The organism is Bacteroides sp. L008, from assembly GCF_040812255.1.
GTDB classification, from domain to species: domain Bacteria; phylum Bacteroidota; class Bacteroidia; order Bacteroidales; family Bacteroidaceae; genus Bacteroides; species Bacteroides vicugnae.
In genome coordinates, this window is record NZ_JBFNXO010000001.1 from 4402189 (window position 1) to 4424298 (window position 22110).

Annotated in this window: 11 protein-coding genes; 9 read left to right on the forward strand and 2 right to left on the reverse strand. The window is 44.2% G+C overall.

Annotated elements, in window-relative coordinates:
* Positions 1-5: 5 nt before the first annotated feature.
* From AB3G73_RS17255 to AB3G73_RS17280, 6 genes are all read left to right on the forward strand, one after another.
* Positions 6-1529, forward strand: coding sequence for a RagB/SusD family nutrient uptake outer membrane protein (locus tag AB3G73_RS17255; protein WP_217723018.1), 1524 nt, complete (start codon positions 6-8; stop codon positions 1527-1529).
* A gap of 9 nt (positions 1530-1538) precedes the next feature.
* Positions 1539-2219 carry a DUF4843 domain-containing protein gene (locus tag AB3G73_RS17260; RefSeq protein WP_148367707.1) on the forward strand — a complete coding sequence of 227 codons (681 nt, stop codon included), beginning with the start codon at positions 1539-1541 and terminating at the stop codon, positions 2217-2219.
* A gap of 16 nt (positions 2220-2235) precedes the next feature.
* Positions 2236-3903: a PKD-like family lipoprotein gene (locus AB3G73_RS17265; RefSeq protein ID WP_298043999.1), complete on the forward strand. Its 1668-nt coding sequence runs from the start codon at positions 2236-2238 to the stop codon at positions 3901-3903.
* Between the two features lie 15 nt (positions 3904-3918).
* Positions 3919-6261: a zinc-dependent metalloprotease gene (locus tag AB3G73_RS17270; protein WP_298043998.1), complete on the forward strand. Its 2343-nt coding sequence runs from the start codon at positions 3919-3921 to the stop codon at positions 6259-6261.
* A 31-nt stretch (positions 6262-6292) separates the two neighbouring features.
* Positions 6293-8407, forward strand: a complete 2115-nt coding sequence (locus AB3G73_RS17275) for a DUF5117 domain-containing protein (protein WP_148367710.1) — start codon at positions 6293-6295, stop codon at positions 8405-8407.
* Between the two features lie 117 nt (positions 8408-8524).
* Complete coding sequence (locus AB3G73_RS17280) at positions 8525-9298, forward strand: radical SAM protein (RefSeq protein WP_148367711.1); 774 nt, start codon at positions 8525-8527, stop codon at positions 9296-9298.
* A 72-nt stretch (positions 9299-9370) separates the two neighbouring features.
* Here AB3G73_RS17280 and AB3G73_RS17285 read toward each other — a convergent pair whose 3' ends face one another.
* Together AB3G73_RS17285 and AB3G73_RS17290 are read right to left on the reverse strand one after the other, a co-directional pair.
* Positions 9371-13342, reverse strand: coding sequence for a two-component regulator propeller domain-containing protein (locus AB3G73_RS17285; protein ID WP_322019369.1), 3972 nt, complete (start codon positions 13340-13342; stop codon positions 9371-9373).
* Between the two features lie 98 nt (positions 13343-13440).
* Positions 13441-14874 carry a sialate O-acetylesterase gene (locus tag AB3G73_RS17290; protein ID WP_148367713.1) on the reverse strand — a complete coding sequence of 478 codons (1434 nt, stop codon included), beginning with the start codon at positions 14872-14874 and terminating at the stop codon, positions 13441-13443.
* A 267-nt stretch (positions 14875-15141) separates the two neighbouring features.
* On the opposite strand from AB3G73_RS17290, the gene AB3G73_RS17295 reads away from it, so the two are divergent.
* The 3 genes from AB3G73_RS17295 to AB3G73_RS17305 are packed head-to-tail and all read left to right on the forward strand — an operon-like array spanning position 15142 to position 22090.
* Positions 15142-18414 carry a TonB-dependent receptor gene (locus AB3G73_RS17295; protein ID WP_148367714.1) on the forward strand — a complete coding sequence of 1091 codons (3273 nt, stop codon included), beginning with the start codon at positions 15142-15144 and terminating at the stop codon, positions 18412-18414.
* A gap of 29 nt (positions 18415-18443) precedes the next feature.
* A complete protein-coding gene (locus AB3G73_RS17300) occupies positions 18444-20255 on the forward strand; it encodes a RagB/SusD family nutrient uptake outer membrane protein (RefSeq protein ID WP_148367715.1) in 1812 nt (603 codons plus the stop codon).
* Positions 20256-20275: 20 nt separating this feature from the next.
* The gene (locus AB3G73_RS17305; protein WP_148367716.1) at positions 20276-22090 is read left to right on the forward strand and encodes a heparinase II/III family protein; all 1815 of its coding nucleotides are present in this window, start codon (positions 20276-20278) and stop codon (positions 22088-22090) included.
* The last annotated feature ends 20 nt before the right edge of the window (positions 22091-22110 follow it).

The window sequence follows — 22110 nt, forward strand, 5'->3', positions numbered from 1 at the left end:
TTTGTATGAAACAGATAATATATATACTATTGACAACAACAATGCTGGGGCTTACGTCTTGCAGCGACTGGTTGGATGTATCTCCGAAGACTTCTATCCCTACCGAGAAACAATTTGAATCGGAATCAGGATTCAAGGATGCTCTTACAGGTATTTATTTGAAGCTGGGAACTACTACCTTATACGCCGGAGATTTGACTTATGCTTACTTGGATGAATTGGCCGGATTATACTCCGATTATCCCGGATATAATACCAATGCTGTTTTTGAACAGAGTATCGTATTCGATTATGAAAATATGTTCTTGAGTAAGAAAAATGCAATTTACTCGACTATGTATAATATCATTGCTAACATTAATAATTTTCTGGAGTACGTAGACAGGAATAAAGATGTTCTAGTTACCGAACGGTATTACGGAACAATGAAAGGAGAAGCACTGGGGCTTCGTGCTTTTCTTCATTTTGATTTGTTGCGCATGTTCGGTCCTGTTTATAAGGAACACCCTGCATCAAAGGCTATCCCCTATCGAACTGCTTTTAATAAAGATGCCACCCCTGTTTTATCAGCCGGCGAAGTGGTTATCGCTATTCTTAAAGATTTGAATGAGGCTGAAGAATTGCTGAAGGAAAGTGATCCGCTTGATTTCTTCACAAACCAAACGGATGAGGAATATGGAGAGAAAAACCATTTCCTTGTTAATCGTGAGTTTCGTATGAATCTGTATGCAGTAAAAGCGATGCTAGCTCGTGTATATTGTTACAAAGGTGATGTTGAAAGCCGTGGATTGGCTACAGAATATGCAAAACAAGTGATTGCTGCTTCTAAGTATTTTACGTTGTACAAATCACAAACTGCTTCTAATTATAATTCCATACGTTACGCAGAGCAGATATTCGGAATCACTGTAAATGAATTTTCTAATCTGCTTATTGAAAACTATATGGATATGGAAAATACGAATACTCAGCAACATTTTTATCTGGATGGAGATAAATTCAGTCTCTTCTATGAAACAGCTGATGTAGGGAATACTGACTGGAGAAAAAATACGGAAATGTTTCAGGTTATTAATGGGGCAAGCAGCACAAACGTTTTCTGCAGAAAATATAATCAAAAACCCCTCAATGCCGGATATACCTATTCCGGTGCTGATGCTGTTCCTTTGATCCGTTTGCCCGAAATGTATTACATTGTAGCAGAATGTGCATCTTCTGCATCGGAAAGTGCCGACGCATTAAATACTGTGCGTTTTGCACGTGGTATCTCTTACAGTGATGAGATTCTGACTACCGGATATGATGATCTTGATATTATTTCGGAAGAAAATAAAGACCAGACTAAGCGTATCAATGAAATCATGAAAGAATATAGAAAAGAATATTTTGCGGAAGGCCAGCTTTTTTATTTTTTGAAAGCACATAATTATAGCACTTATTATGGTTGTGGGCTGGAAGCAATGACTGAAGCTCATTATCAGATGACATTACCGGATGATGAGTATATTTTTGGTAACAACTCTAAATGATGAAGTCTTATGAAACGTATTATATACTTTGTTTTAGCTATTCTTGTTTGCGGCATCTATGCAGGATGCAGTGAGAGTGAGATAGACTTATATAGCCAGACATCCCGTATTAATTTTTATGGAAGTACATATATTCGTACTTTGGTTGATACAGATTATGTGAAGACAGAACCTTATGCTATAGATAGTTTTACGGTAAGTATACAAGGAGACCTTTTAAAAGAAAATCGCGATTTCTGTGTGAAAGTAACTCCAAATAGTGATTATCGAAATCCGGTGGATGTAATATTGGAAGATAAGTATACATACACCAAACTGGACACTGTTTATCAGGTATTTTATTATAAGATCAATCGTCCGAAAGTAGAGTCAGGTAGAAACGTATATGGTTGTTATCTGGAATTTGATCTGGATAATCCTCTTCATCAGTTTGATAAAGGACTGGTGGAGAAGAATCAGGTGGTGCTGAATGTCAGATGGGAACTTAAACCGGCCGAATGGAGTGATTATGTAGGATTCGGCAGTTATAGTGATAATAAATATATGTTTATTATGGATGTGTGCCAGCGTGTGTGGGATGATTTGGAAGATGATGACGTGGTAAAAATCCAGCAGGCTTATAAAGAGTATATAGAGGCTGGAAATCCTCCCATTTTGGGTGACGATGGTGATGAAATTGAATATGAATAAGATTAAAGGAAACGTTATGAGAAAATATATCATCTGTATAGTAAGTTTTATTGGAGCAGCTTTGTTACAGACAAGCTGTTATGATGATAAGGGAGATTACGATTATCATGATGTGAATACAATGGACATCGTAATACCTGAAACAAAAGTGCGTATGCCAAAGGAGGAAGCGGTGGAAATTTCAATTATACCCGAGATTTCTCAAACTTTGGAGCAAAATGAGGAGAATTTAGTGTTTCAATGGAAGAAAACGATAAAAGGGAAGAAAGCAGGTTCGGACAGACTTAGTGATTATAAAGATTATTCCATAGGTAAAGAGTGTAAAGTAACAATCGAGGCTTATGAGTCGGAAAATATAGGTTTGATGTTGGTCATTACGGATAAAATAAACGGAACAACTTGGTATCAGACAGGTGAGGTTGTAATTATCCGTCCTTTGAATCCTTGCTGGTTTGTATTGCAGGAAAAAGAAGGAAAAGGTGTATTAGGAGCAATAGAAGGTACTCCGGAAGGATATTATGTTTATCCGGATGTATTTAAGTCAGAATCGAATCAATCTTTTCCGTTAGATGGGAAACCTTTGGCGGTAAGTGCAAGAAAAGAGTATGGGAATTCGCTTTTAAGTGGTATGCTGTCTTTTATGGGTTTTAAAGTAAGTCCGGCGTTAATGTTAGTGACGGATCAGGATTTGGCATTGTTGACTCCAAGTACACTAATGACGAAATATCCTTCAAATAAAATACTTTTTGAACCGGTGGAAAAAGGTGAACCGTTGAATATCGAATATTATAAGATGACTGCTTATGGTGAGTTGTTTGTAAATAGCGAAAGGGCATATTGTGCTCCTATGGATGGATTTTGCGTACCATTCTCTGTGAAAAAGGGGAGCGACTTTCCTGCTATTTCCGCTTATGGTTCGTATAGTGGTGGTATGCTATTTTTTGATCCTGAAAATCATTGCTTTCTTAGATCATTTATTCCAGGTGTCAGTGATTATATGATGAATTCAGCCACTCAAAATATACGTAATTATGGAACTAAATGGAGTGACCAGAAACCTGTCTCCACATATTCAATGTCAGATGAAGCTAATGTGTTTGATCCGGATGTGATTGATCCGTCTTTAGAAGTACGTGATATTGTTACAGGGGGAAACTGGGGAAATTTCGCTTATGCAGTTGCCGCTCCACGAAACGGGAAAGAATTGACTGTATTTAAATTCAGTGCGCAGGATGAAGATCCTGTTTGTGCTGCCCGATATATAATTTCTCTGCCGTCTGAAGTGGATGTAGAAACAGCAAAATTCGCCGCTTCTTATGCTTATACGGCAAATCTTATATTTATGACGTCAGGTAATAGATTGTACCGCATTGACCTTGATCGTGGAAGGGTGGTTGAACTTTATGCTTACGGGGCAGATCCGTCAGCACAGATAGCCAGTTTGAAATTTAAGGATCCTGAAAGTGTGAGAGCGGAAGATGATGATGAGGAGACAGGCAAATATAAGGAGAAAATAGGTATGTCTCTCGGACTAGGTATTAATACTGCTGGTAAAGGTGTAGTTGTAGAGTTGCAACTGACGGTGGCGGGTGATGTTTCGCGTGAAGAAAATAGTATTTGTATGTACGAAGACACCGATCATCCCATTGGCAAGATTGTAGATATTTCCTATAATTATGAATAGTATAAATCGTTTTTTATGTTGAAAGGAATTATCGGTGCAATATTTCTGGCTGTTGTCTGTACTTGTCTGTACGGTCAGCAGCCGGACATTGCTGCTTTTTTTAAAGAAGAGGCATCTGTAGAAGTGATTCCCGGTATGTTTACCACTTATCGCAGTAACGGTCGTATCTATTGGGAAGTTCCGGATTCATTGATTGGACGCGAGTTTGTCGTTACGACTACTATTCTGGCTGCTCCTGCCCGTCCGGATCGGGATATGGAAAAGAAATTCGGATATTCGGGTGATATGATCGGTCCGGTATTCTTCAGTTTCCGGAAACACGGGAACGAATTGTGGATGCTGGATCCACAACATGAAAGGGTGATAGAAGATCCCGAAGGAGTGTATGCAAAGATCGCCGCCCGACGTGGAAATGAAAGACTTTATAAAATATTGCCGGTCAAAGCAAAGAATCCGGAAAGTAACCTGGTAGAGATTGGTGAAGTATTAAAAGATTTTCCTTTGTTTACTCTTGATATTGTGTCTTTTGATTTGTTGATAGGTACACGTTTAAGGGAAAAAGACTGTATCAAGGAAATCAAAGGATTTGATAACCGTCTGTTGATACATGCGACACGAACTTATCAAAGTTCATCAATGGGAATGCGCGGTAAGCCTGTTGCCCCTCCTTATATAGGAGACTGGGATACAGGTATCTGCATAAAATTATTATCAAAAGAACCGCTGGATCCCGTTTTTGCTAATACCGAAGCGTATTTTGTAATCGACAAAAATTACTTTCAGGGCGATCAGCCTGTCGACCGGAAGGCTGTTATCAAACGATGGAGGCTGGAGATAAGGCCGGAAGATGAAGAAAAATACATGAAGGGAGAATTGGTGGAACCCATACAACCTATTATCTTTTATATAGATCGTAATACACCGGAAAAGTACATCGGCTGTATCATTGAAGCAGTGCGCGACTGGCGTCCGGCCTTTGAGAAAGCCGGTTTTAAGAACGCCATTGATGCGCGACTGGTTCCTACCGTTGAAGAAGATTCTGATTTTAGTATTTATGATAGCAGTTATCCGTTTATTTCATGGAAAATATCAGGGCAAAATAACGCCTATGGGCCAACGCCTTGCGAACCTCGGTCCGGTGAAATTATTGCGTGTCATATCGGAATTTTCAGCAGTGTCTTGAATCTGGAGCAGAAATGGTATTTTGCTCAATGTGGAGCGAATGATCCGCAGGCATGGAATATAGAGTTGCCGGACTCTTTGCAATACGAACAGATAAAAAAAGTGCTGACGCATGAAGTCGGCCACACATTGGGGTTGAAACATAATTTTCTGGGTAGTTCCCATTATTCCATAGACCAGTTACGTGATAATGATTTTTTGAGCCGGTATAGCATAGGAAGTTCCATTATGGACTATGTGCGGTGTAATTACGCTTTGCGTCCTCAAGATAAGGTTGATTTGACAAACAGGTGGGTACGTGTCGGTGAATATGACAAATGGGCCATTGAATGGGGATACCGCATATTCCCGGGTAAGAATGTTGCCGAAAGAGAGAAGAACAGGGATTCGTGGAATCAAGAAAAGCAGAAAGATTCTTCATTACATTTCTCGGGTGGAGTGGATGTACGGGCGCAGGCGGAAGATTTAGGTAATGACCATGTTGTGGTTAATGCACAGGGGATAGAGAATCTGAAATATTTGTGTGAACATCCTGATGCCTGGAAGGTGACGGATAAAACGTCTTTGCGCGTATTGCAGGGACGTTATGAAGCGGTATTAAATCATTATAAACAGTGGGTGCGGCATGTTTTGTCTCATTTGGGTGGGAAACGTCTTGCTGAAACGGAGGATGAGAATATTTATATACCAGAAAAAGCCGCTTACAATCAAAAGGTTATGAACTTTATACAGACTTATATATTACAGCCTCCTGTGTGGATGTTTGATAAAACATTGACCACCAATCTGGAAATAGATGGTAGTCGTGAGTTCGACCGCTTTTATGAAGAGCTTATGTCAGAAATAATCCGCTCTCTTCAGAAAGTAGGGGAGACGGAGAATGCCTGCGAGGATATGTTGTCTGTAGATGATTTTCTGGAAAGCATACATAACGGATTATTTACCGAATGGGATGATAACGTTTTTGTAAGTGATGCCCGATATAAAGTGCAGTTACTTTATGTGAATAAACTTTCTAAATTATTGGATAGATCAGAAAAGGTAACTTCGTCGAGGTTATTGGTTTCCATTATGCAGACTTTGAATAGAATGAAGGAAGAAGGTCTTGATTATAGTCATAGAATTACGGATCCGGTTGCTAAAAAACGGGCAATGTTTCTCGTAGATAGTATTTAATTTTAATGATGAAAAGCAAATAAAGAAACTCATGAAGGAGAGAAAATATGTAATTTTTATATTGTTGTGTGTTGCAGCTTTGCTTCAGGCGCAGAATTCCGTCAAGCCATTCGATGAGTTTTGGGTTACCGGGATGAATAAGTTTGACGGTGTATTTCCGGTATATGTGGCGGAGAAAGAAGTCTATCTGGAAATACCGGAAAAATATATCGGTCGGGAAATCGAAGTGAATGGTCAGATAGATAGAGGGTTTGATTTACTGAATCGTCCGGTCGACGGACTGGGAGTAGTGCGTATTGTATCCCCTGATAAGGCTACAATCTGTTTTCAGAAACCTTTTTATGCAGAACGTATTCTGGATGAAACGAGCGCATATCAGTCATCTTTCTCTTTGTCAAACGTGCAACCTGCCGGTAAAAGTTATCCGGTGGTAACCTATTCAAAAGAGCGGGGAGCTGTTATCCGGATAACAGAGCACCTGATGGATGGTGATGATTGGTTCAGTTATAATAATTATGGTTTTATCCGTTCTCTGGTTCCGGAATTGTCGGAAGTAACGAAAATACATCCCTTCGAAGAAGGCGTATCGTTGACAATCAGGCGCTACCACGGAGCTGAATCGGAAAGATATATGTTTTCCAGTTCTACTGTCATATTGCCTGACGGCAGTATGCCTTTGGAGGTTACCTGTGTAATACGCTTACTTCCCCGGAAAAGGGATCGAATTCGTCTGGCAGATTACAGGATACCTTATCAAACATTACGTTTTAAAGATTATTCCCAAGATCCTTACTGTATGGCAGAAGATTCGTTGATTCTTCGTTGGGATATGTCAAAGACACTCACTTTCTATGTAGATACTCTTTTTCCGAAGGAATATTTTCAGGCGGTGAAAGAAGGGGTGTCGGCATGGAATACCGCATTCCGCAAGGCAGGCATCCATGATGCCTTGCAAGTGAAGTATGCAAACAAGAAGATCATTCCGGCGGAACAACGTGCTTTTATATCTTATGACTTGAAAATGCCGGGGATAAAAAGTGACCTTACACATCATCCTCGTACGGGAGAGATACTTTCATGTCGTCTGAATATCGGACATGGATTTCTGAAAGGGCGATTAGATGATTATCTGCTAAGTTGCGGTGCCTCGGATCCGCGTATTCTGGCTGACCGTTATTCTAAAGAAGTGGAAAAAGAGTTACTGCAAAATGAAATAACGGAAGAGATCGGGCATCTTTTGGGTTTGCGCGGAAGTTTGTCGGAAAGTTCATGTGGGACGACTTTAAAAGTTGGGGATGATGATTGTCTGGCCGTTTACTTTGGTTATCATCCTTTCAAAGGATGTGAGAACTGCTATGATGAACGAGAGCAGCTTCGCCAATGGATAGATCATCATTTGCCGGATCGTATTCGTTTGTTCCGATCATCAGAAGAAGAGAAGCTTGATACTGGGTTTTCAAAGGATTATGCAATAAGAATATCGGATTTGCAGACCGTAGTAAGCCGGTTGGATAAGATTGTATATAAAGGAAAAAAAGGAGATAGGGGAAGTTCACTCAATGATATATATAGAAAGGCTATTCGTTTGTATGGAAGTTATCTGGTGGAAATAGCGAAAGCGGTAGGCAGCTCTCAGCCGGCGGAGATACAGCATCAGGCAATGCTTGATCTGGATACATATTTATTTCATCCTGCTAAAAAGATGGAATGTGCTTATGTAAAAGAGAATTTGTTGGAAGTGAGGAACCATATCCTATATCCGGAATTGGTGAAATTGTTTAAGCAATTGTTGAGTGTTAAGACAATTTCGGCTCTTCGATTGCAGGCATTGCGAAGTGACAGGAAAGCCTATGATGATATTGATTTTTTCCAGGATCTTTATGAAGGGTTGTTCAATGGTTTTGATCCGTCGTCTGCCGTTACTTATGAACAGATGGATATGCAGCTGATATGTCTGGAAACATGGCTGGATATGATACAGGAAGACGCTAAACATAATGGTATGGCGAAACGTTTAAAGGATGAATTGTATCATCTGTGTGGTAGGTTGGAGAAGCTTAGTACAACACATCCCCAGGTGGAAGTGCGTGATATGTATATTTTGCTTGTGGAAAGAATGAGCCAATATTTCCATGTGGTTTCTTGAGTATCATTGAATAATGATGATTTATTGGGGATGATGAAAAAATGGTGGTACAGGTAGGATAACCTGTAAGTTTTGGGTTATCTTTGCAAAGATTTATGAAGTAAATGATAAAAAAAGATGACTATTATTTTTCCTTCACCCATCTTCGGTCCTATACATTCCCGCCGTCTGGGTGTTTCTTTGGGAATTAACTTATTACCGGGTGACGGTAAGGTCTGTTCATTCGACTGCATCTACTGTGAATGTGGTTTCAATGCCGATCATCGTGCAAAGAAGCCTCTCCCAACCCGTGAAGAAGTCCGTGCGGCTCTTGAAGAAAAACTGAAAGATATGCAGGCGAACGGTCCTGCCCCTGATGTGCTGACGTTTGCCGGAAACGGTGAACCGACTGCTCATCCCCATTTCCCGGAAATTATAGAAGATACGCTTGCGCTTCGCGATCAGTATTTCCCGAAAGCGAAAGTAAGTGTATTGAGTAACTCTACATTTATAGACCGTCCTGCTGTATTCGAAGCACTGAACAAGATAGATAATAATATATTGAAACTGGATACAGTGGATGAAGAATATATTCATTTATTAGATCGTCCTAATGGAAAATATTCCGTTAAGAAGATCATCGGAAAGATGAAAGAGTTCAAAGGAAACTGCATTGTGCAAACGATGTTTCTGAAAGGAGGTTATCAGGGAAAGGACATGGATAATACATCTGATAAATATGTGCTTCCCTGGATAGAAGCAGTGAAGGAAATCGCTCCCCGTCAAGTGATGATTTATACGATTGACCGGGAAACACCCGACCATGACTTACAGAAAGCTACGCATGAAGAATTAGACCGTATTGTAGCTTTACTGGAGAAAGAAGGGATTTCGGCAACAGCTTCTTATTAGTTTTTTCATAAAATGCCGCCTCTTTTTGTTGAGGCGGCACAAATACATAAATATAAGTATAATAGAAGAATCTTATCCTCCTTTCTTCACATAATCTTTCGGCAATATCCCGAATTGCTTTTGGAAGCAACGGGCAAAATACGAAGGATTATTGAATCCGACAATGAAACAAACCTCATTAATCCGGTATTCTCCTTCACGCAGAAGTTCTCCGGCCGTTTTGAGCCGTATCAACCGGATATAATCATTAGGTGGCATTCCGGTCAATCCTTTCAACTTGCGTTGCAGATTAGAACGGCTGATTGCCATTTCTTCCGCCATCTTGTCGATGGTAAATTCTTCATTGGTGAAATTCCGGGTAATAATTTCATTAATCGTGGTAAGCCATTTCACATCCGTTTTATTCATTAATGTCTGGTCGTATGACATATTCGGCACGGTTGTGAAGTGATTGAACAGCATACGCCTGTTTTCCAGCAGATTATTGATAGTGGCTTTCATATGACTTAGGGAGAAAGGTTTTTCTATGTAAGCATCTGCTCCATAGTCGAGACCTGCAATTTTCGAATCGATGCTGTCGAGTGCCGAAAGCAAGATAAACGGGATATGGCAAAGCATATTGTCGGAACGGATGGCTTTTAATAATTCGAATCCGTCCATATGCGGCATGACGATATCACTGATAATAAGGTCTACTGTCGTTGTTTCCAGACATTCCAATGCTTCCTTGCCATTGGTCGCTGTGTGGATGGTATAGGCATTTCCCAGATTCTTAGCCAGAAATTCCAGCATATCCGTCGTATCTTCCACAACGAGCAGAGAGTAACTGCCGGATTCGGCTTCTTCTTCCGGAGCGGGACCTTCATCGGGCATAGAAGTGACGGCGTGGGTTGCCGGAATACTTTTCTCTAAATAAGGGATTTCCACACACACTTCGCAACCTTCGGCATAATTAGGGTTAATAAAAACTTTCCCGTTATGTTTTTCGACTAATAGTTTGACAAGGCTTAGCCCGATACCTACTCCCGATCCGTTATTGCCGGCATTTCCCACCTGATAAAAGGGTTCGAACACCTTGCTGCATTCATCTTGCGGAATTCCCGGCCCGTCATCGCGTACACAGATGGAAAGAGTACGTCCTTCGGCGGACAAATGCTCGTCCAGAATCACCATAATACGGCTGCGGGCATATTTCATGGCATTCGTCAACAGGTTACTGACGACTTTCGTCAGTGCTTCCTGATCTACATTATATTGCAGATGTTCTTTCGGAAGAGAGACACTGAAGGATATTCCGGTCAGCGAGATGGCCCGGAAGCGGTCGATGATTTCCTCGGTCATCCGGTTGATATTTACCTCATTGAATGAAAGCGCATATCCTTCCTTATCCACTTTGCGGAAGTCGAGCAATTGCTTGATAAGTTCCATCAGGCGGTTGGTGTTTTTCCGTATCACCGACAGGTTACTTTCTACTTCACTGTTCCATTCATGTGTTTCCAAAATAGCTTCCAGCGGAGCTTTGATAAGGCTTACCGGAGTCTTGATTTCATGCGCAACCTGTGTAAAGAACGTTATCTTTGACTGGAACAATTCCTGATTCTTGATTTGTTCCATCTCTTTCATCTTCCTTAATTTCACGGCCTGTTGCTTACGCAGATAAAGCCTTACCAGAAAATAAGTGAATCCACATGCAATTAGTAAATAGAAAATCTTGGCGTAGATCGTCTTCCAGGGTGGAGGAAGAACTTCAATATGCAGACAGCAGTCGTCATTGCTCCAATATTCATCGTTGTTGCTGGATTTCACACGGAACGTATATTCACCCGGAGGCAGGTTGAGAAAGGATACGTTATGTTTGTCCGTGTATATCCATTCCTTGTGGATGCCGTCCAGTTTGTAGGCATATAAATTCTTGCTGGGAGCCACATAACTTAGACTTTCAAATGTGATGTCGAACGAAACTACCTGATAAGGAATGGTAACCTGTCCGCTAAGGGCAGGAATGCGTTTGCTAAGGCTCACCTTATCATCGGGACTGTGCATATACACTGCCGAAATAGATGCCGTGGGCTTTACCTTATTGATCGATAATTTGAACGGATAGAAACTGTTGAATCCGTTCACCCCACCGAAATAAAATTTCCCGTCACGGGCTTGCATGGAAGAACGGAAGTTGAACTGGTTGCTTTGCAATCCGTCCTCAATGGTATAAAGTTGTGCCCGCTTGTTTTGCGGCTCATAACGGATCAGTCCCCTGTTGGAAGAAAGCCAATAGTTACCCGATTGATCGTCCAGTATGCCGTAAATGATATTGTTCGGCAGATTCTCTTTGGTAGAGAAATTTTCAAAATGGTCCTCCTGATAGTGATAACGGCAGATACCGCCTCCCTCGGTACAAAACCATAGATTCTGTTTATGGTCGATATACACACGGATAACCCAGTTGCTACAGGGAGAAGCAGGGTCAGCCGGATCGTTACGGTAGTTGTGCAGCTTACCGGTCTGGCGATTATAACGCCAGATGCCGTCCCTTTTACTTGCCAGCCATAAGTCCCCATACTGGTCTTCCACCATATCGTAGATAAAGATATGACTTAAAGGTTCCAGTGTCCGGAACGAATCACTGTTCGGATCATACTGGCAGAACCCGGACAGAGTGCCCAAATAAATACTGCCATCTTTCGTTTGATAAATGGAATAGATATGATCGTTAGGAATGGAATGCGGGTTAGTACGGTTGTGGCGATAGTTCTTTGTTTTTCCCGTTTGGATATCCAGGATATATAACCCCCGTGAGAAACTGCCGATCCACAGCTTTCCTTCGTTGTAGAGCAGCGCATGGATATTGTGATAACCGATATTGGGATTATTGCTTCTCAATAGATGATTCTTAAACTTCTTCGTGCGGGGATCAAAGAGATTCAATCCGCCGTCTTCGGTAGCAATCCAGATGTTGCCGTCGGGATCTTCGCAAAATTGGCTGATAACATTTCCCGAAAGAGAATTCTCCGTACCATTGGGATAATACCACTCGATATCCTTATGCTTGGGAGACAGGTAACTCACTCCACTGAAATACGTCCCGATCCAGATTCCCCCTTCCCTGTCCTGATAACAGGCATAGATACTTTCTTTGCTTTGTTCATCGTCGGTCGGCAGACACTCTCCTGTGGTGGTGTTGAATGTGTAAAGTCCGTCATCGGAGCCGAGATAGAAAGAGTTGGCTGTCCGTTGAAACAGGGTGCGGATGCGTGGGATGGTGAGTGTGTCCCCTTCTCCGAAGTAATAGCGGAATTGCCCTGTCTCCTTATTGAAACGTGCCAGTCCTCCGTACCATGTACCCGCCCATAGCACTCCCTGCGAACTTTCCATCAAAGAAATAATTTCGTTGCAGGCAGGACGTCCGAAAGAAGTCTCTTCGGATATATATCCTGTGAAGTTGTCCGTGCGCTGGTTGTATTTCGCAAGGCCATTCCGCGTGCCTATCCAGATTGTCCCGAACGAATCATTGCAGACCACCCACACATGGTTGTCCGGCAATGAGTGAGGGTCGGAGAGAGAATGTAGATACTGCTTCAATGTTCCCCTTTTCTCGTTGTAGACAAACAATCCGCTGGCTGTTCCGATCCATAGCTGTCCGGAGTTGTCATAAGCCATCCCGAAGACACTGTTGACTGTCACTCCATCTTCTGTCCGGCGGTCGAATACGGAAAATTTCTCTTCCCGCGAGTCGAATAAATACAGTTTTTCCGTGCTTGCCACCCAAATCAGATTGTTATCCGGATGTCGGCAGATGGTTACTATATTCATATAACTGTTTCCGCCGTTTTCTGACGAATGTCCGTAGTTGGTAAACTCGATGCCGTTGAAACGATTCAGTCCGTCCTGTGTGGCAAACCACATATATCCGATGCTATCCTGAAGGATGCTCCGGACACAATTGCCCGATAGCCCCGATCTAACGTCATATTTCTTGTAGATATTGGCGAAGACCAGAGAGACCGATGCCAGCAGTATGCATATGGATAAGACGGACCGTTTCATAATTTCCTTTCTTTGTTATCAGGTTCGGTTCATTTATATGCTGTTTATAGGAGATATAGATCCTGTAAACCGGGTAACTATCCCCTCTGTAGAGGTCTCTACTTCACGTCGTCCCACGTATCTGTGCGGAACGGGAAAGCACTCAATCCGAAAGTATTACGCAGGGTGATGTTTCCTACATAATTACGGAAGGCATAGCGAACGGCAACCGGTTGGGCAACTTCTTCACTCCACACTTCTACCGTGTTGGTGCGTCCTATAATCTTTGCCTTTGCCGGATAGAACTTCTTGTCGGCTCCCGCTATCTCGAATCCCTCCAGTTCAGAGAAAGTGGGGAACAGTCCGGCAGGAGCGTTATTGAATGTCACTATGGCCTTGTTGCCGGAATAGTCTACTTTGGTCATCACCGGACCGGTAGATGGCAGCCTGCGCACACCGTAAGTTTTGGTCAGTGCAAGTGTAGCCAGGCGGAGGCCCACTACTTCTTTCTGGGATGGGTGGATGCAGAATTCGTCACCGATATCGGTGGTCGGTATGATACCGGAGTTAGGAATTGTTTTCAAGGCTTCCATTTGTGCCTCACGCAATAAGGCGGCACCTGTGTCACGGCTGTCTTTATATTGGTGAGGGGCAATCTGTACGTAATAGAAAGGCATATCAGGAGCTTCCCATACATTTCTCCATAGCTGCACCATAGCAGTCATCATCGGGGCATAGAACTGGTAGTTGGATATATTCGATTCTCCCTGATACCAGAGGAAGCCGCGTGCCGTGAAGTTCTTTACAGGCCATAGCATGGTGTCGTACAGTCCCGATAACCGCTGTGACATACTTAATTTAGGATTGCCGGCTGCTTTCACGTTCATACCTTCAACGGAAGCCAATGTTTTCTCGTCCATCCATGCTTCGATTCGTGAACCGCCCCAACTGTTGATAACCAGTCCTACGGGGATATGAAGGCTTTCAGTCAGTTGGCGGGCGAAGAAATAACCTGCGGCACTGCAATCAATGGTTGTTTCAGGAGCGGGAACTTCCCATTTCCTGTCTTCGAAGTCTGCCCGCTGTTTCTCGTCTTTTGTTCTCGGGACAGTGATAAAACGGATTCTGTCGCGGTAATTGCTTGTGTTCAGAAGCGTTTCAAGCGAGTTGTCAATGGGCTGTGCGGCATTTCCCATCATGCGCATTTCCATGTTCGACTGTCCGGAGCAGATCCACACCTCCCCTATCAGTATATCCGAGAGAGTGACCGGAGTTCCGTCGCTGATTGTAATAGAATAAGGTGTATATCCTCCTTTGGGAGTATCTACTTTCACCAGCCATGCCCCGTCTTTGTCGGTAGATGCCTGATAAGTCCGGTTGTTCCATGAAGTAGTGACGGTTACTTTTTTGCCGTCTGCCCAACCCCATAATTTAACGGAGCTGTTCTGTTGAAGTACCATGTGATCTCCCATCATTGCGGGAAGTTTTACTTTGCCTTGTGCAAGCGGTAGGAATAAAAGTGATAAAATCAGAAGTAGAAATTGTTTTTTCATACTGTTTTTTATTAGATATTCGACGAATAGTTATTAGGTATCGGGCAAAAATACAATCTATTTTTAAATATGGAATAAGAATAGCTGGTCATTTTCTGATAAAAGCTAGTCGAAATCTTAAAAGCTGGTTTTTCCTTTTCATTCTCGGCCGAATTTTCTTAATTAGTGGCATCAATCGCCTAAACAGTATTATTAGGTTGGTTAAATATCCCATTTCTTTGCACTGTGAGTATTTAACAACCTAATTGTTTCATTAAATCTAATCAAATGGAAAAGAAGCATTATCTATTATTTTTATTGGCTTCGCTCTTTTTACTGACAGATGTGGTGTGGGCACAGACATCTGCTACAGTAAGTGGAGTAGTGATCGATGAGAATGGAGAAACCCTGCCGGGTGTTTCCGTCGTCGAAGTAGGTACAACGAACGGTGTCTTGACAGATTTGAACGGGCACTACACCTTAAAAACAACTTCTGCCAAACCTTCTGTTTCTTTCAGTTACATTGGTTATCAAACCACCACGCTTCCCCTGAACGGACGCACGAAACTCGACGTCCGGATGAAGGTGGAAACGAAAGTACTGGATGAAGTAGTGGTAGTGGGTTACGGTGTGCAGAAGAAAGTGAACCTGACCGGCTCCGTGACTTCCATCAACTTTGCCGACCAGACGGAGGGACGTCCCATCATGAGTGTTTCTTCCGCTCTTTCGGGACTCGCTGCCGGTATGAACGTGACGCAGGCTTCGGGACAACCCGGATCGGACGGCGCCACCATCCGCGTGCGTGGTAACGGTACGTTTAATACCAACTCCCCATTGGTACTGGTAGACGGTATTGAATGGAGCATGGACAACGTGAACCCCAACGACATTGAAAGTATCTCCGTACTGAAAGACGCTGCCTCAACAGCTATTTATGGTACGCGTGCCGCTAACGGAGTGATCCTCATCACCACCAAAAGCGGAAAAGGCAAACCGCAAATCTCCTATTCTTATTCGGGAGTCGTGCAGATGCCTTACAACAACCTCTCTTTCGTAAGCGACTACGCCCGCTATATGGGACTGGTCAACGAGGCTTGCGAAAATGTGAATACCAAAGGCATTTTCTCGCAGGAAAGCATTGATCGCTGGAGGGCTGCTTCTGCCGATCCGAACGGACTGAACGAATACGGAGTGCCCAATTACGTGGCCTATCCGAACACGAACTGGTTCGACGAAGTATTCGACACCGGATATTCGCAGGAACACAACCTCTCTGTCTCCGGCAGCTCGGAGAAAGTGAAGTATATGCTCTCCTTGGGCTATCTCGACAATCAGGGAGTCATGAACCGCTGGAACCTCGATTCAAGTACGCAGAAAATCAATTTCCGTACCAATCTGGAAGCTAAGATTGTGAAATGGATGACCGTCGGTACCCGCCTTTACGGACAAAAGCAGGATTACGGGATGGCAAACATCAGCAATGGATTCAAGTATCTCTACCAGACTACTCCGGGTGTATATCCGGGCGAACCGAACTACTGGGGACGTCCCGCACTGGCAAGTGAAGAATCTTCCAATGCCAATAATATCTTCGGGCAGATGGCGGGAGCTACCGGTTTCAATACCGTATGGCGTCTCAACGCTTCAGTCTACGGAATTATCACTCCTTATAAAGGTCTCAACATCGAAGGTACATTCAACTATTCGCCGACCTTTACCGACAAGTCTTCCTATAGCCGCCAGAATGGTTATTGGGACTACGTGACCGACCAACGTGTCAGCGAAAGCGCACTGGAGAACGCTTCCATTACCAATACAAGCGCGCGCACCTGGCGTCAGAGTGCCGAAATACTGGTACGCTATCATACCACCATCAAGAAAGACCACGATCTGGGTGCATTACTCGGATATTCCGCACAGGAATATTACAGCAAGAGCTTTGCCGTTTCCCGTAAAGGAGCTACTGACTGGACACTGAACGAATTGAGCACCTATGAAACGCTCGTCAGCTCTTCCAGCTCGGCACCTGCCAAATGGGGACTGCTCTCCTATTTCGGCCGTGTCAACTATGGATATAAAGGACGCTACCTCTTCGAAGCCAACCTCCGTGCCGATGCCTCTTCCCGTTTCGGTGTGAACCAGCGTTGGGGATATTTCCCCTCGTTCTCCGGTGGATGGCGTATCTCGGAAGAATCGTTCATGCAGGGAGCATCCGACTATCTCTCCAACCTGAAACTGCGTGTTTCGTGGGGAAAGACAGGTAACAACTCTACGGGCAACTACGACTGGCAGGCAAATTATGCCACAGGCAATGTTGTAATCGATGGTGAAGGAACCAAAGGACTGGTACGTAAAAAACTAAGCAACGACAAACTGCATTGGGAAAGTACCGCAACAACCGACATCGGACTTGATTTCGGTTTCTTCAACAACCGCCTGACGGGTGAAATAGACTACTATAATAAATATACTTCAGACATTCTCTACCATCCCGAACTCTATCTCTCGATGGGTGTTGTCGGCTCTGCTCCCGAAAATCTGGGTGAAGTGCGCAACCGCGGTGTAGAATTTACCCTGAACTGGAACGACCGTATCGGAAAAGACTTTGAATACCGGGTAGGCATGAACTTCTCTTTCAATGCCAATAAGGTAATGAAATTCAAGGGCGATCTCCAGAAATACTGGACGTATGATGCACAGGGAAACAAAGTCAGCTATGTCAACAACTTCAGTGATGTGTCCGAATCCGGATTCGGAGGATACATCTGCGAAGGTCGCCAACTGGGTGAAACCTATATGTATAAGGTGTACAGAGGTTCCGGCGAAGGCTATACCGGAGGTGCGGTGGACGTCCATGCGGGACCGAAGGACGGAATGATACGTACAAAGGAAGACATGGTATGGGTACAGGCCATGATTGACTCCGGTTATTCATTCGGAGGAATGAAGACGATTGCCAAAGACCAGCTTTGGTATGGTGACATTCTCTATGCCGACAGCAATGGGGATATGAACTACGGTGATACGAACGACAGGGATTTCTCCGGTCATACCAGTGTGCCGAAATTCAACCTGGGCTTCAACTGTGCTTTCTCTTACAAGAATATTGATTTCTCCATGTTGTGGTCGGGAGCTTTCGGACATTACCTCAACTGGAATACGGATTACTACAACTCCACGCTCGTGAGTCACGGATATGGCATTATCGAACATATTGCCGACAATCATTACTTCTTCGATCCTTCCAATCCGGACGATTCGCGCACCAACCAGTCGGGCAAATACCCCCGTCTGACGTATGGAACTACGTATAATAACAGAATCCAGAGTGATTGGAACGAATATAAGGCCGACTATTTCAAGTTGAAGAATATCCAGATAGGCTATACATTGCCGCAGAGGATTTCCAGTAAGTTCTTTGTAAGCAAGCTCCGTGCTTTCGTGTCGATGGATAACATCCTGACGATTACCAGTTACCCGGGACTTGATCCGGAAATAGGAACTGAAATCGGCTACCCATTGATGCGTCAGATCTCTTTTGGCGGACAGATTACCTTTTAATGATGTAGAACTAAAAAACAGAATCTGATATGAAAAAGATATTAATGATTTTAACGATGGCTCTGGCTGCTACCTCCTGCATGGATATTCTCGATGTAGCCCCGGAAGACCAGATCGCAAGTGAAAACATGTGGACTACGGAAGAGCTTGCCGACAAGGGAATGGCAGGACTCTACTATCCGTTCTATGCCACCCAACTCTCGTCTACCCAGCTCCGGCGTGCCGACGGTTTGAACCGCCAGGGAATCGAAGCCATGAGCTTCGCAACCGATTATTATTCCAACAACTATCCGGTGGAACTGCTTTCGCTGGCTACCAAACCTGCCAATGACTTTCAGGTGTGGTATGAATGGAAGTTCTGTTACACCATCATCCATGCGTGTAACGATGCGATTGCCAATCTGCATAAAGCGGATATGGCTGCCGGCAAACTGGCGCGTTATCAATGCGAAGCCCGTTTCCTCCGTGCGTGGGCTTACAATCGGCTGAATATGCTTTATCAGGGTGTTCCCGTTTATCTGGAACCCATCAATAATGAAGACTGTACGCGTGGTCAATCTTCGGTAGATGAAGTCTGGCAAGTGATTCTGGACGATTTGACGTATTGTATCAATAATCCCGATTTCCCCCATAACACGCTGAACGAAAACTACGGACGCCCCTCCAAGGGAGCTGCTTATGCGCTTCGTGGCATGGTGTATATGTGGAAGAAGCAATACAAGGAAGCAGGCAACGATTTCAAAGAAGTGGAAACCTGCGGCTACGGCTTGTGGACAGGCGAATATGCCGACTTCTTCAAATATGAAAACGAGAAAGACAAAGAAATGATTTTCTCGCTCCAGTTTAGCGAAGAAACCGGTTACTGTGACAACATTCAGCAAATGACCGGTGCGCGTGATACGTATGACGGATGGACGGAAATAAAACCTTCCGCAGACTTTGTAGACTATTATAAGAATGCCGACGGATCGGACTTCAAATGGTCGGAAGTAGACGGTTTGGAAGATTGGGACTTATTGACTCCGCAACAACGTGAAATCTTCTTCTGCCGTGACGGGTTGGAATCCATGTCCTCACAAAAGAACGCCCTTATCAAACGTGTAGGCGAAGATATTTATCAGAAATATTACCTGAACAGCGGTAACGAAGCCCGCATTAAAAAGGCGTATGACAACCGCGATCCACGTTTGCAACAGACAGTCGTTACCCCTTATATCCCGGTAGATTGCTACAAGCCTAACTATGCCGGAGATGCCAACCAAATCGGTAAACAACTCCGCTGGCCGTTGAAGGAACAAGGCACGAATGGCGGAGACTTCTGGCTGGATAAACGTACTTCCGCTTTCTACTGCTATCGTAAATACAATGAGTTTGAGAAAGGCCGCTTGATTAGCCGGAGCCGTTGTCATACCGACTGGCCGTTGATTCGCTATACCGATGTATTGTTACAGTATGCGGAAGCATTGGCACAGACCGACCAGATAGGAGAAGCCATCCGCTTGGTGAATAAAGTACGTACCCGCGCCCATATGCCTGTGTTGACAGAGGGCGGAAGCGGTCCGTGCGCAGTGAACGGAAAAGAAGACATGCTCGAAAGAGTGCGCTATGAACGTCGCGTGGAATTCTGTCTGGAAGGAATCAACTTCTTCGACGAAGTACGTTGGGGAACCTATAAAGAAACCAAATTCCAGGGGAAAGACGTGAATGGCGGCAAGTCCTGGTGGGGCGATATGGTAGAGTATAACTGGTATTACACCGAATCTATGTGGCCGTGGACTGCTCCTATCTCTGAAACGCAGAAGAACCCGAACCTGACTAAACGAAGCGGTTGGGCGTATTAATCATAAAGATTTGAATAAGGATGAAGAAAATACTTTTACTATTACTCATTTTTGTATTCGGTTGCACAGGTGCGTTTGCACAACAGTTTGATTATGGCAAGATAGCGCCTCATCCCCGTCTGTTATTGCCGGAGGGCGGAGAAGAAGCTATTAAGAAAGCTATTGCGGAGTATCCCCCGTTGGCAGCAGTTCACCAACGGATTATGGAACTTTGCGACCGGACACTTACGGAACCACCTGTGGAACGTATCAAGGAGGGCAAACGCCTGTTGGCGATTTCGCGCATCGCATTGAAGCGTATCTATTACCTCTCATACGCTTACCGTATGACGGGAGATAAGAAATACGCTCACCGTGCGGAACAGGAGATGCTCGCTGTCAGCCGTTTCACGGACTGGAACCCTACTCATTTCCTGGATGTAGGCGAGATGGTAATGGCATTGGCTATCGGTTACGACTGGCTCTATGATTCTTTGCAGCCCGACACCCGCCGGGTGGTGCGTGAAGCAATCATCGAAAAAGGATTTGATGCGGCAAAGAATACCCGTCATGCCTGGTTCTACACTGCCAAGAATAACTGGAATTCCGTATGTAATAGTGGATTGGCGTATGGTGCGCTGGCTCTTTTCGAAGAGATTCCGGAGATCTCGAAAGGTATTATCGAGAAATGCATGGAGACAAATCCGAAAGCGATGGTAGGCTATGGTCCTGATGGAGGTTATCCCGAAGGATTCGGATATTGGGGGTACGGGACGAGTTTTCAGGTAATGCTCATTGCTGCGCTCGAAAGTGCTTTCGGCACAGACAATGGGCTCTCCCAAGCCCCCGGATTTAAGGAGTCTGCCCGTTTCATGCAGTATATGACGGCTCCGAGTGGAGACTGCTTCTGTTTCTCGGATTCTCCGGTAGAGGCGGAATGTAACATGATGATGTTCTGGTTTGCAGGCAAGGAGAAAGACCTTTCCCTGTTGTGGATTGAACGTCAGTATCTCGACCGCCCGGATATGCAGTTTGCCGAAGACCGTTTACTACCCAGCCTGATGGTGTTCTGTTCACAGCTCGACCTGAACCGGATCGGAAAGCCGAAGAAAAACTTCTGGTTTAACCGCGGAGATACGCCTGTGTTTATCTACCGTGGCGGATGGGACAGTAAGAAAGACACCTATCTGGGAGTGAAAGGAGGTTCGCCCTCTACCTCTCATGCACACATGGATGCCGGGTCGTTTATCTTCGAGAGAGACGGAGTGCGTTGGGCGATGGACTTGGGGATGCAGAGTTATATCACACTCGAAAGTAAGGGAGTGGACCTGTGGAATATGTCGCAGAACGGACAACGCTGGGAAGTATTCCGGTTAAGCAATATCGCTCACAATACGTTGACGATTAACGGAGAACGCCATTTGGTAGAAAGCAATGCCCCGATTACCCGTACTTTCGAGTCGAAGAAACAGAAAGGGGCGGAAGTAGACCTGTCGAGTGTGTTTGCCAACAGTGTGAAGAAAGCTGTCCGCACCGTGATATTGGACAGGAAAGACCATTTGGAGGTAATAGACCGGTTGGAGACGGGCGATAAGGAAGCTACCGTATCCTGGATGATGGTCACCCCGGCAGAAGCCAAGATTACGGGCAAGAACCGCATAGAATTGACTAAAGACGGACAACGGATGCTCCTGACAGCAGATACCGGTACGGAAGTAGAAATGAAAATCTGGTCCAACGTGCCCCCGCATGAATATGATTTCCGCAATCCGGGAACCATCCGCGTTGGCTTTGAAACGGTGATTCCTGCCAATCGTGCCTCGCAACTGAAAGTACGACTTATTCCTTTGAAGTAATACAAATAAATTCATTGAAC